General features: G+C 70.0%; 9 protein-coding genes. 2 read left to right on the top strand and 7 right to left on the bottom strand.

Features of this window, described 5'->3' with window-relative positions:
- Positions 1-11 precede the first annotated feature (11 nt).
- A complete protein-coding gene (locus VIW71_RS26420) occupies positions 12-629 on the top strand; it encodes a GNAT family N-acetyltransferase (RefSeq protein WP_331625154.1) in 618 nt (205 codons plus the stop codon).
- 135 nt (positions 630-764) lie between these two features.
- Here the strand turns inward: VIW71_RS26420 and trxA are convergent, their stop codons facing one another.
- From trxA to VIW71_RS26455, 7 genes are all read right to left on the bottom strand, one after another.
- Positions 765-1,094 (bottom strand): thioredoxin, encoded by a 330-nt coding sequence (gene trxA / locus VIW71_RS26425; protein ID WP_331625155.1) that lies wholly within the window; start codon positions 1,092-1,094, stop codon positions 765-767.
- 45 nt (positions 1,095-1,139) lie between these two features.
- Positions 1,140-2,090 (bottom strand): thioredoxin-disulfide reductase, encoded by a 951-nt coding sequence (gene trxB / locus VIW71_RS26430; protein ID WP_331625156.1) that lies wholly within the window; start codon positions 2,088-2,090, stop codon positions 1,140-1,142.
- A gap of 128 nt (positions 2,091-2,218) precedes the next feature.
- Positions 2,219-3,115: an anti-sigma factor family protein gene (locus VIW71_RS26435; RefSeq protein WP_331625157.1), complete on the bottom strand. Its 897-nt coding sequence runs from the start codon at positions 3,113-3,115 to the stop codon at positions 2,219-2,221.
- A complete protein-coding gene (sigM, locus tag VIW71_RS26440; protein ID WP_414720856.1) occupies positions 3,112-3,783 on the bottom strand; it encodes an RNA polymerase sigma factor SigM in 672 nt (223 codons plus the stop codon). The genes VIW71_RS26435 and sigM overlap by 4 nt, the downstream gene beginning before the upstream one ends.
- Before the next feature lie 27 nt (positions 3,784-3,810).
- Positions 3,811-5,742 (bottom strand): protein kinase family protein, encoded by a 1,932-nt coding sequence (locus VIW71_RS26445; RefSeq protein WP_331625158.1) that lies wholly within the window; start codon positions 5,740-5,742, stop codon positions 3,811-3,813.
- Between the two features lie 133 nt (positions 5,743-5,875).
- A complete protein-coding gene (gene murJ, locus VIW71_RS26450) occupies positions 5,876-8,392 on the bottom strand; it encodes a murein biosynthesis integral membrane protein MurJ (protein WP_331625159.1) in 2,517 nt (838 codons plus the stop codon).
- A 25-nt stretch (positions 8,393-8,417) separates the two neighbouring features.
- Positions 8,418-10,805, bottom strand: coding sequence for a DUF6049 family protein (locus tag VIW71_RS26455; RefSeq protein WP_331625160.1), 2,388 nt, complete (start codon positions 10,803-10,805; stop codon positions 8,418-8,420).
- Positions 10,806-10,907: 102 nt separating this feature from the next.
- Here VIW71_RS26455 and VIW71_RS26460 point away from each other — a divergent pair, with 102 nt between their 5' ends.
- A complete protein-coding gene (locus tag VIW71_RS26460; RefSeq protein ID WP_331625161.1) occupies positions 10,908-12,347 on the top strand; it encodes a CCA tRNA nucleotidyltransferase in 1,440 nt (479 codons plus the stop codon).
- The last annotated feature ends 25 nt before the right edge of the window (positions 12,348-12,372 follow it).

The following is a 12,372-nucleotide window of genomic DNA, read 5'->3' on the forward strand; positions in this document are numbered from 1 at the left end:
GTCTTGGCCACATGGGACGTCGGCTCGTACCACTTACCCTGGACAACCTCCCGGATCTTCCCAAACCCTGCCGCCGCTGCGTTTTCTGGGAACTCGACCCGGTCAGCGGCGAGGCGGCCGTCCAGGCGGGCAAGCCCGAGCTGGAGAAGGAGGCCTGGATCTCCGCGGTTCTGCTGGAGTGGGGCTCTTGCGGCCGGGTGGTCTATGTGGACGAAGCCCCGGTCGGATTCGTGATCTACGCCCCGGCCGCCTACGTGCCGCGCTCCACGGCATTCCCCACCAGCCCCGTGTCTGCGGACGCCGTCCAGTTGATGACCGCCCGGATTCTCCCCGGCTACCAGGGGCAGGGGATCGGGCGGGTGCTGGTCCAGACGGTCGCCAAGGATCTGGTCCGGCGGGGGTTCAGGGCCATTGAGGCGTTCGGCGACGCGAAGTGGGGCGGGCCGGCTTGTGTGCTGCCTGCCGACCACCTGACCGCCGTGGGCTTCAAGACCGTCCGACCGCACCCGCGGTACCCCCGGCTGCGGCTGGAACTGCGCTCGACGATCTCCTGGAAGGAAGATGTCGAGATGGCGATCGACCGGCTGCTGGGCGCAGTCCAGAAGGAACCGGCCTTGCGGCCTCTGTAGCTTTCACACCGCGCGTGGTCGGCCGCAACGGCGGACAAGCGAATGGGCCCGCTCCCCGATGAAGGGGAAGCGGGCCCGTCGATGTTCCACGTGGAACATGCGCCATGTGGCGCACGCACGGGGTGTGGAACTGGGTCAGCCGATGAAGTCGGAGAGGTCGCGCTCGAGCGCGGCCCTCGGCTTGGCGCCGACGATGGTCTTCACGACCTCGCCGCCCTTGTAGACGTTGAGAGTCGGGATGGACATCACACCGTACTTGGCCGCCGTGACCGGGTTCTCGTCGATGTTGAGCTTGACGATGGTGATGTCGTCGGCGTGCTCCGCGGCGATGGCCTCCAGGGAAGGGGCGATCTGGCGGCACGGGCCGCACCACTCCGCCCAGAAGTCCACCAGGACGGGCTTGTCGCTGGCGAGTACCTCCTCGGCGAAGGTCGCGTCGGTCACGGGCTTGGTCTTGCCGGCCACAGAGTCTCCTCAGATGTCGATGCGTGCGGGGTGGTGGAATGCGGTTCAGGCGGTCTTCTCGGCGTCGGCCAGCGCCGCCAGATACCGTTCGGCGTCCAGGGCGGCCGAGCATCCGGTGCCGGCCGCGGTGATCGCCTGACGGTAGGTGTGGTCCACGACGTCTCCTGCGGCGAAGACCCCGGGAATGTTGGTGCGCGTGCTCGGCGACTGCACGGTGAGGTAGCCCTCGGCGTCCAGGTCGAGGACTCCCTTGAAGAGCTCGGTCCTCGGGTCGTGGCCGATGGCGATGAACAGGCCGGTGACGGGCAGCTCCGAGGTTTCGCCGGTCTTGGTGTTACGCAGGGTCAGACTGGTGAGCTTGCCCTCGCCGTGGATCTCTGCGACCTCGCTGTTCCAGACGAAGGAGATCTTCGGGTCGTCGAACGCACGCTCCTGCATGGCCTTGGAGGCGCGCAGGCTGTCGCGGCGGTGTACGACCTTCACGGACTTGGCGAACCGCGAGAGGAAGGTCGCCTCCTCCATCGCGGTGTCACCGCCCCCGATCACGGCGATCTCCTGCTCGCGGAAGAAGAACCCGTCACAGGTGGCGCACCAGGACACCCCGCGGCCGGAGAGCTGGTCCTCATTGGGGAGGTTGAGCTTGCGGTGCTGGGAGCCCGTGGCGACGATGACCGCCTTCGCTCGGTGCACCGTGCCCGTCGAATCGGTGACCGTCTTGATGTCGCCGCTGAGGTCGACCGCCGTCACATCGTCCGCGACCAGCTCAGCACCGAAGCGCTCGGCCTGGGCGCGCATGTTGTCCATCAGGTCCGGCCCCATGATGCCTTCGCGGAAGCCGGGAAAGTTCTCCACCTCGGTGGTGTTCATCAGCGCACCCCCCGCGGTCACCGAGCCCTCGAAGACCAGCGGGTTGAGAGAGGCGCGTGCCGTGTAGAGCGCCGCGGTGTATCCCGCGGGCCCCGAGCCGATGATGATCACATTACGGACGTCGCTCACGGGTCGTTTCCTCGTCTCTGCAAACTGCTGCGGGGCCCTGGCTGGACTCACGTCGTGCCTAACGGATCCTACGGGCCTCGCATTCCCGCGGCAGTGTGCTGCACGCGCCTGTCATGGCTCCGGTACGACTAGCGAGGAAAGGTGCCCTGGAAGAGCACCGTGCCCGGAGCGGAGACCGTACACGAGGCGTTCACGAAGAAGGCGTCCACCAGAGTGCTGTCGCCGGGGTGCGGCAGAACCAGGAGGTAGGCGTCCGCGCCCTGGAAGGCCTCACGACCCGCGGCCAGCGGAGGCTGGGAACGTTGAGTGGCCTTCAGCACACAAGGGGGCACGGCCGTCGCCGCGTGCGGCTCCGGCCCGGCGACGGTGTGCTCGGTGGTGTCGTGGAGCATCGGGGTACGGGTGTGCCCGCCGGGCGGCTCGGCCAGCAGGAGACGCACCTGCTCGGCCACCGACTCGGTGGCCGAGGCCTCCGCCTTCTTCCCGCTGTCCGCGCTGGTCTGGTTCACCGCACCGCCACCTCCGGAGACTGTCAGATACAGCACACCGCTCAGGACGAGCGCGGCAGCGGCGGAGATCGCGGCGAGCACCCCGCGGTTCCGGCGGCGGTCACGGCCGACCGGGTGGCTGCCGGACCTGCCCGGTCTGCCGGGCCCGCCGGAGGGACCCCGGTGGCCCGGGCCGGTGGGTCCGTCGGCATGGCCGACGGGTGCGCTCGATGTTCCACGTGGAACATGCGGTGTGGTTTCACGTGGAACACGGGGCCGGGTGGCGTCGAGCAGAGCCTCGGCGGCGAGCGCCGCGTCGATCCGTCCGGCGACCTCCTCGGGCATCCGCTGCGGTCCCGGCAGAGTGCCGAGCAGTCCGCGGATCTCCTCCAGCGAGTCGAGCACGTCCGAGCAGAGAGCGCAGTGCGCGACGTGCGCACGGACGTCGGCGCTGCGGTCCGGGGGCAGGATGCCTTCGGAGAGCGCGGAGAGCTCCGCGACCTCGGGATGCGGGTCCGTACCCGTCGTCGACGTCACCGGTGGCCACCTCCGCCCTTTTCCGTTCCCGTCTCTGGGACGGATGCCCCCTCCGCCCGGTTCCTTCCCCCACCCGCAGCGGCGCTATCCCCGCCACCGATACGCAGATGAGTGAGAAGTGGCAGCAGGCGGGCCCGGCCCCGCGCGCATCTGCTTTTGACCGTGCCGACTGCCACGTCCAGCACCTTCGCGGCCTCGGCGACCGGGTAACCCTGCATGTCGACCAGGACGAGCGCGGCCCGTTGCTCGGCCGGCAGGGTGGCCAGGGCGGCCAGCAGTTCCCGGTGGAGCTCGCCGCGCTCGGCCGGTGCTTCGGCGGACTCGTGCGGCTCCATCAGCGCCTCGAAATTCTTCTCGTCGGCGACGGGCGCCGTGCGCCGGGAGGCGCTCCTGCGGGCCCGGTCGAGACAGGCGTTCACCGTGATCCGGTGCAGCCAAGTGGTGACCGCCGACTGACCGCGGAAGGTGTGCGCCGACCGGAAGGCCGACACGAGGGCGTCCTGCACGGCGTCAGCGGCCTCCTCACGGTCGCCGAGCGTCCGCAGGGCGACCGCCCACAGCCGGTCCCGGTGCCGGCGGACCAGCTCCCCGAACGCGTCGGGGTCGCCCGCGACATGCCGCGCGAGGAGTTCGGCATCGCCGACACTGCCGAGCGGATTTCCCTCCAAGGCCAGACTCCCCCTGCCCGCCGTACGTCAGCCCTTGACGCTGATCTCGGCGATCTTGCCGCGGAAATGGCCGTCCGGGGTCTGCGGCAGCTTCGTCAACCACACCAGCAGGTAGCGCGTGGTGACCTTGGACCCGGGAGTCAGCGTCACCTGCGTCCCGGAACCCGTGGCCACCTTGGTGAAGCCTGTGAGCGCGGTCGGCCTGGTCGACGTCCCCGAGGCGGCGGCCAGGAGCTGGACCGACGTGTCGCCCCCTGTGAAGTCGACCTTCACGCTGCTGACGTTCTTGGCCGCGCCCAGGTCGACGATCACGCCGACACCGGACTTGAGCCCGCCGAACTCGGAGTTCATGTACCAGCTGCTCTGCCAGTACGTGGACGGATCGCCGTCGTATGCGTACTTCACCTCGGACGGTGACTCGCTGCCGTCGCCGAGCGGATCGAAGTCCTTGGCATCGGTGATCGCGATCGGTCCCACCGGCGGGCGCGTCGGTTTCTGGCCGCCCTTGTGCCCGGTGGGTGTGGCGCCCGCGGAGCGGTTCTCACGGGACTTGAGGGCGTCGGCGAGCTGCCAGCTGCCCAGCCCGATCGCGACGATCAGCAGGGCGGCCACGGCCCACTTGAGGACCTGTCCGGTACGGCCGGGCAGCGCCGGCGGCGGCACGGGTGCGGCCACCGGAGTGCGGGTGGCACCGCCGGGGGGCGGCGGGGGCTGCTGGAAGGCGGTCGGCTGGTAGACCGGCGGGACGTGCTCCGGGGGCCGAATGCGCGGGACTCCCGCCATGGCCTTCGCCAGCTCCTCGGGCGTGGTGCAGGGCGATTCCTCACGGGAGGCGGTCGCGCCGTCGTTCACCAGTGCACGCATCGCGATCTCGGACAGGCCCCGGTGAACGCCCGCGCGTACCTGGTCGGGGGCGACCAGCCCGACTCCCTTGGGGAGCCCGGTGAGGCCGTGCGCGTCCTCCTCGTACGGCCAGCGCTGGGTGAGGGAGGCGTACAGCAGCGCGCCCATCGACTCGGTGTCCTGGCGCTGCGGCCGGTCGGAACTGATACCGCGCAGTGCGGCGGCGACGGCGAGCCCGCGGATCCGGTACTGCCCGGAGACCGTACGCAGCACATCGCCCGGGTCGAGCCGCAGATGCGCCAGGCCCTCACGGTGGGCGGCGGCCATGCCTTGCGAGACCTGACTGACCATCTGGTACGCCTCGTGCGGCTCCAGCGGACCCGCGGTCAGCAGATCAGCCAGCGACGTGGCGTCCGGCAGCCATTCGTGGATGACGTAGACGAGGTCGTTCTCCTCGACGGCGTCGAGAACCTGGACGAAGCGCGGGTCACCGAGCAGCGCGGCGGAGCGGGCCGCGGCCAGCACCTGGCGGGCGCGCGCGTGGTCGGCGGGCAGGATGTGGATGCCCACCGCGCGGCGCAGCTTCTCGTCGAGCGCGCGCCAACTGCTGAAGCCGTCGACGCGGGTGACACACTCCGCCAACTGGTAGCGGCGGGCGAGCTTGTGACCGCTGTGCAACTCCGGGGCCGTGGTGCGCGGCCGGGGCTGCCGTTTGGTCGCCGCGGGGGCCGTCATGGCCTCCCCGGTGGCGGGTGCGGCACCTTTGGCCCGCAGCTCGACGGTCTGCTCGGCGGTCCGGGCGGCTTTCTCCGGGGTTTTCTCGGCGGGCTTGGCGTCGGGGGTCTCGGCGGCATCTCCGGTGTGGGCCACGCCGGGTTTCTCAGCGGGCTTCCCCGGTGTCTGCTCGGCGGCCGGTTTTTCGGTCTGCTTGGCCGACTGGGCTGCGGGAGTCTGCCGCTCCTCCGGCGCAGCCCGGGTCGCGGTGCCGTCGGAAGTGCTGCCGTTCTGGTCGTCCGTCGTGTTTCCGTCGGATGTGGCGCCGTCCTGCCGGGCGGCGGGCGGCGCCTCGCCGTCCTCGTTGGCCACTCCGACGGCGGCCGTGCTCCGATCCGCCACCGTCGTTCCTGCCTCCCCATCCCATTGCGCGATCTCTCGTCAAGCCGATGACAATTGTGCCCACACTCCCGCTCTATGCACGACACACGGCAGACCGTGATGGTTGCGCGACATCCCGAGCGGGCCCGCCCGATCAGCGGCCCAGACGCCCCCGCACCATGCCGATCATCGCGGTCATCTCCTCGATCCTCATCCGCTTGGCGGCGGCGAAGAACAGCACGAGCAGCAGTCCGCCGCCCACGACGAGCGCCGCCAGCGAGCCGACCGCGCCACTGCCCAGTGCCCCGGTGATGACGTACACCGCGGCGCCGGCCAGCCCGGCCGCCGGGATACAGGCGCCGGTCAGCCGGGCGTAGGTGCGTACGACGCGCCGCCCGTCGAGATTGCCGCGCAGCCGCACTCGGAGACGCTTGGCGGCTACCCCGACACCGACCGCGTATGCCAGACCGTAGGAGAAGGCCATGCCGACCACCGCCCAGCGGGAGGGCAGCACGAGGAAGCAGACGGCGGACGCGGCGGCGTTCACCGCGGCCACGATCACCGTGTTGTAGAAGGGGGTGCGGGTGTCCTCGAAGGCGTAGAAGCCGCGCAGGATCACGTACTGCACGGAGAAGGGGATCAGGCCGATGCCGAAAGCCATCAGGATGAAGCCGATGTTGCGTGCGGAGTCGGTGCCGGTGCTCGCGTAGAGCAGGCTGCACATCGGTACGCCCAGGGCCAGGAAGGCGAACGCGGCGGGCACCATCGCGACCGCCGAGGTGCGCAGGCCGTAGGAGAGGTCGTCGCGAACGGCCGTGATGTCGCCGTCGGCGGCGGCCCGGGAGATCCGCGGGAGCACCGCAGCCATCACCGAGACGGTGATGATGGCCTGCGGCATCTGCCAGATGAGCAGCGCGTTGTTGTACGCGGTGATGCCGGTGCCCTGGTCGCCGTTCTTGTCGGCGTCGGCGCCCGCCCAGGTGGCGAGCTGGGTGACGACGATCAGACCGGCCTGGTTGGCCAGCACGAAGAAGAACGTCCACTTGGCGAGCTTGGCGGCGTGGCCCAGCCCGTGACCGCGCCAGTCGAACCGCGGCCGGAACTTGAACCCGGCGTCCCGCAGGTAGGGCAGCATCGCCAGCGACTGCACGACCAGGCCCAGCAGGGTGCCCATCCCCAGTAGCCGGACGCCTTCCGGGGTGATGGTCGTGGCGTCCATCCGGGTCGTGCTGTAGGAGCCGTACACCCAGATGAACATCAGGAAGGTGAAGATCACCACGATGTTGTTGAGGACCGGCGTCCACATCATCGCGCCGAACCGGCCGCGGGCGTTGAGCACCTGGCCCATCACCACGTGAATGCCCATGAAGAAGATCGTCGGCAGGCAGTAGCGGGCGAAGGTGATCGCCACGTCGTACGTGTCCGGGTTGTCGGCGATCTTCGCGGACATCAGCCGGACCAGCAGGGGGGCGCCGATCACGGTGACCGCCACGATGCCGCCGAGGATCACCATGACGACGGTGAGCAGCCGGTTGGCGTACGCGGCGCCGCCGTCGTCGTCGTCCTTCATCGCGCGGACGAGCTGCGGCACGAAGACGGAGTTCAGGCCGCCGCCGATGGTGAGGATGTAGATCATCGTCGGCAGGGTGTTGGCGACCGCGTAGGAGTCGCCCAGGGTGGCGACGCCGACCGCGGCGGCGATCACCAGGGTCCGGACGAAGCCGGTCACACGGGAAACCAGGGTGCCCGCCGCCATCAGCGCGCTGGACTTGAGGATGCTGCCGGCCCGGCCGCCGCTCCCCGCCGGGGCGGGCATCCGCACAACGGGGATCTCCCCGGTCGCGTCGGGCGGCGGGAGGATCTCCTCCACGGGCATGGGCTGCTGCGCCGGAGCCTGCTGGTACGGATGGTTGTACCGCGGATCGGCGTACTGGGGGTCGGAGTAACCGGGGTTCGCGTACTGGGAGTCGGCGTACCGCGGGTCGGCGTACTCCTGGCCGGCGTACCGGGGATCGCCGTAGCCGGAGTCGGCGTACCGGGGGTCCGGGTACCCGGGCTGCCCGTACGGGTCCTGCTGCGGGTACGCCGCCGGATGGCCCGGCTGGTGCTGCTGCGGATAGCCGTGCTGCTGGTAACCGCCCTGCTGCGGGTCCTGGTGCTGTGGGGGCTGCTGGCCGTAGCTCTGCCGGGGATCCCGGGGGCGCTGAGGCTGCTGCTCGGGCGAGTACTGCGGGTGTGGCTGCTGCGGCTGCTGCTGCGGGTCCTGGGGCTGCCCGGTGTAGCCGCGGGGTGGCTGCTGGTCGCCGGTGTAGCCGCCGGGCAGCTGCTGGTCGCGGAAGAGGTGCCCGAAAGCGTCGTTTTCGGGGTGCGGCGGACCGGACTGCCCGACCAGGTCGTCCACCCCTACGTACTGCGTCGCCTCATTGTCCCCGTAGGGCGGATTCGGGTAGCCCGGCTGCTGCCACTGCTGACCGTACGGTGACGCCGGGGGGTGCGCGGAGCGGTCGTACAGCGCTTCACCGACCGGGTCCTGCGCCGCCGGATCCTGCTGCCGGTACGGATCGTAGGCGTAGGTGTTCTGCAGATAGGGGTCGGGTGGCGTGGGACGCTGCTCGGGCGATGGAGGCATCTGGCCCGCAGCGTCGCGGTCACCGTCGTACGGCGCGTTCATCAGTGCCCCACCTTATGTCCGCTGGCTATCCGTCCACCTTCTCACCTGCCGGGGACGGCTCCACGCTTTCCTGTCCGGTGTCAGCCGCCGGGTCACCCGGCTGCCCGGGATCGATACCGTCCGCCTCGCCGCCGTCCGCGTCGTTGCCGCCGTCGCCTTCGGGCCCGCCGTCGTCGTCCTCCACCGCGGTCTGGCGCTTGCGCTGGCGGTAGATCCGTACCCCCGCGAGCACCAGGAGCAGCAGGCCGGCAGCGATGATCAGCATGACCAGGTCGGTGACCTTGGTGATCTTGACGTCGAACCCGACGCCTTTGCCGTAGAGCGCGCCGTTCTGGGTGTAGAGGGCCGCGGTCACATGCGCCGGACCGTTCGCGCTCGCGGTGGTCTGGAACTTCAGAGTACGGGTATGCCCGCCCTCGATCGAGATGGGCTGCTGCGGACCGCGGATTTCCAGCCGGATGTTCCGGTCCGATGTGAGGCGCAGTACCAGTCCCGTGATCGGCTGCCCGAGGTCGTTCTTGACCGTCACGGGGATGGTGCCGCTGCGGCCCGACAAGGTGAGCGACTGCTTGTCGAGGACGCGCACCGCGCCGATCAGGTCCTGGAGATAGCCGCCGATGGCGTTGCGGAAGGCCTCGCTGCCCGGGGTGCCGCGCCACCCCGAGGACATCGACCGCAGCACCGCGTTGCCGAACGGCACAGTTACCCGGTCCTTGCGGGTGAGGATCACCACGAAGTCGTTGAGGTGCTTCTGCGTCTCACTGATCTGCTGGAAGGCTCCGGCCGACAACTCCTGCCTGCGCAGCCTCGCCGGATACGCGCGCGCCGACGGCACCTTCCGGCCGGCCCGCGCGTCAGGACGGGCCTTGGCGGCGGTGTCGAAGGGGACGGCGTCGGCCCAGTCACTGCCGTCGGTCTCGTCGATCGCGGCGGCCAGCGCCCGCGCCTGCGACACGGTGGGCCTGCGCTGCGGGGCCACGAGGAGCGTGCGCTGGTTCGCCGGGGCTTCCATGGTGATCAGCAGGGTCTGCGCGATGAAGCTCTGGATCGCCAGGTTGGCGTTCTGGGCGTACAGCATGTCGCCGGAGAAGGCGGTCGACAGCGAGGCGTCCGCGACGATCGCGGTGGCGCCGCCGATCGGACGGGCCGCGGTGGGCGTGTACTTCAGCGAGTCTTCCGGGAAGGTGTCGCTGCGGGCGATGATCCGGCGTGCCCCGGCGGCCCGGGCCACCGACACGATGGAGGCGTCGGTCGCGCCGTCCACCGGCCACGCCACGTCGGCGGACGGCTTGCCTCCGAGGATGGTCCGCACGGTGGTGACCCCGAGGAGCTCAGCGGTCTTGAGGTGGCCGATGGTACCGGGGACGCGCCTGCCCTGGTGTGCGAGCGAGGCCAGATCGGTGTCACCGAACGGCAGCGCCACCACCTGGTCACCGGAAACGGCTGCCCTGAGCTCGTTCAGCCACCGCCTGGCGAGGTCGGAGCCGGCGCCCGGCGTGGTCCTGGTGACATCGCCGCCGGGACCGGCGACCCGGTAGCTCTTGGTCATGGCGTCGACCGAGGCGATCAGGTCCGGGTCGACGACCCAGGTCACCGGCAGGTCCTTGCCCAGATCCACCATCTCGCGAAGGCGTCCGCCGGGGGCCAGCTCCTTGGCCAGGTCGTCGTCCAGGAAGATCGGGCTCTGCTGGGAGTCGGTGTCACCGCGCGGGGCTACGTGTGGTCGGTCGGTGAGTGGCCACAGATAGCTGAGCTGGGTCGGCTTGGCGGTCGGCCCGTCGTACCAGGGCAGGACGGTCCGCTTGATGCCGAGGACGTGGTTCCACGGTTCCACAGCGCTCTGGCCGTACAGGGCTACGCCGAACTGGTACACGCCGGAAGGGCCGAAATCGAGGGCGTTGACCGGGACCTTGAGGGTGAAGGACGCGCTGACCCCAGCGGGGAGCTTCGGCACCTTGACGGTGTGGCCGTCGATCTCGCTGCCGTCCAGCGCGTTCGAGTAGCCGGTACGGGAACCGACGCTCTTCAGCGCGCTGCGCGTGCCGAGCGGGCCGCCGGGGCCGATCCGCACGCCGATGTGCGCGTCGGTGATGGTGGACTTGCTGTCGTTCACCACCGTGCCGGAGACGGTGAGCGAGTCGTCCTTGGTGGGGATCCTCGGGCTGAGGCCGTGCAGGGTCAGGCTCGCGGTGTGGGAGCCGGTGGGGCTCTGCGCCTGTGAACCGGTGGCTTGGACGGTCTGCAGCAGACCCGCGAGGAGCGTCGCTCCCACGATGAGGGCGCTGCCCCGCAGCAGCCGCCGCCGGGGACCCGACGGGGTTGTTCCGGGTGCCTGTGCCGCCTCGCCCACGCGTTTCGCCCGTCCCTCGTCGTTGTCGGTCGTCGGTCGTCCGTCGGAAGTGTGTGCTGGCATGTTAACGAGCGGGACTGTGCGTGAGTGCTGCGGAGTCCGGCTTGCCGGGGCCAGGGAAACCGGGGCGCCACGGGTGGCCGGGGACCCGTACCCTTTTACGTTGTGCCGAATGCCAACCATGCTGCCCAGACCCCGCAGGCCCGCCACCGGGTCGCGCCCGTAGCCGAGGAACTCGGCCGTCGCTTCAGCGAGGCCGGCTTCCAGCTCGCCCTCGTCGGCGGCTCGGTCCGGGACACCCTGCTGGGCAGACTCGGCAACGATCTCGACTTCACCACCGATGCCCGGCCCGAGCAAGTGCTCAGGATCCTGCGGCCCTGGGCGGACGCGGTCTGGCAGGTCGGCATCGCCTTCGGGACGGTCGGCGCGCGGAAGGACACCCGTGAAGGGGGAGTCGCCAAGAGTTTCCAGATCGAGGTCACCACCTACCGGTCCGAGTCCTACGACCGTTCCTCGCGCAAGCCGGAGGTGTCGTACGGCGACACCATCGAGGAGGACTTGGTCCGCCGCGACTTCACGGTCAACGCGATGGCGGTCGCGCTGCCCGGGGTGGACTTCATCGATCCCCACGGGGGCCGGGATGACCTGGCGGCTCGCGTATTGCGCACCCCCGGTACCCCTGAGTCGTCCTTCTCCGACGATCCACTGCGGATGCTGCGGGCCGCGCGGTTCGCCGCGCAGTTGGACTTCGAGGTCGCTCCGGAGGTCGTCAGCGCGATGACGGCGATGGCGGACCGGATCGGCATCGTCTCCGCCGAGCGCATCAGGGACGAGGTGAACAAGCTGATCCTCTCCGCCCACCCGCGCAAGGGGCTGCGGCTGCTGGTCGACACCGGCCTGGCCGACCGGGTGCTGCCGGAACTGTCGGCGCTGCGTCTGGAGCGCGACGAGCACTTCCGGCACAAGGACGTGTACGAGCACACGCTGACCGTGCTGGAGCAGGCGATCGATCTGGAAACCGAGGGGCCCGACCTGCTCCTGCGGTTGGCCGCGCTGCTGCACGACATCGGCAAGCCCAGGACCCGCCGCTTCGAGCCGGACGGCCGCGTCTCCTTCCACCACCACGAGGTGGTGGGCGCCAAGATGACGAAGTCCCGGTTGACCCAGCTCAAGTATCCCAATGAGCAGGTGAAGGATGTCTCGCGGCTCGTGGAGCTGCATCTGCGCTTCCATGGCTACGGCAGCGGCGAGTGGACCGACTCGGCGGTTCGCCGCTATGTACGGGACGCCGGGCCGCTGCTGAACCGGCTGCACAAGCTGACCCGCTCCGACTGCACGACTCGCAACAAGCGCAAGGCGGCGGCGCTCTCCCGCACCTATGACGGCCTGGAGACACGGATCGCCGAACTCCAGGAGCAGGAGGAGCTGGATGCGATCCGCCCGGACCTGGACGGCAACCAGATCATGAAGATTCTGGACATCAAGCCCGGACCGGCGGTGGGCAAGGCCTACCAGCACCTGCTGGAGCTCCGGCTGGAGAACGGTCCGCTGGGCGAGGAAGCGGCGACCGTGGCACTCAAGGAGTGGTGGGCCGCGCAGGCGTGACCGGGTGGGGGCGGTGTTCCACGTG

Origin of the sequence: Streptomyces sp. (genome assembly GCF_036524955.1) — a bacterium.
In the GTDB taxonomy this organism is placed as follows: Bacteria; Actinomycetota; Actinomycetes; order Streptomycetales; family Streptomycetaceae; genus Actinacidiphila.

Coding starts and splice junctions, on each gene's coding strand:
- VIW71_RS26420 (WP_331625154.1), top strand. CDS start 12: ATGGGACGTCGGCTCGTACCACTTACCCTGGACAACCTCCCGGATCTT.
- murJ (WP_331625159.1), bottom strand. CDS start 8,392: ATGAACGCGCCGTACGACGGTGACCGCGACGCTGCGGGCCAGATGCCT.
- VIW71_RS26455 (WP_331625160.1), bottom strand. CDS start 10,805: ATGCCAGCACACACTTCCGACGGACGACCGACGACCGACAACGACGAG.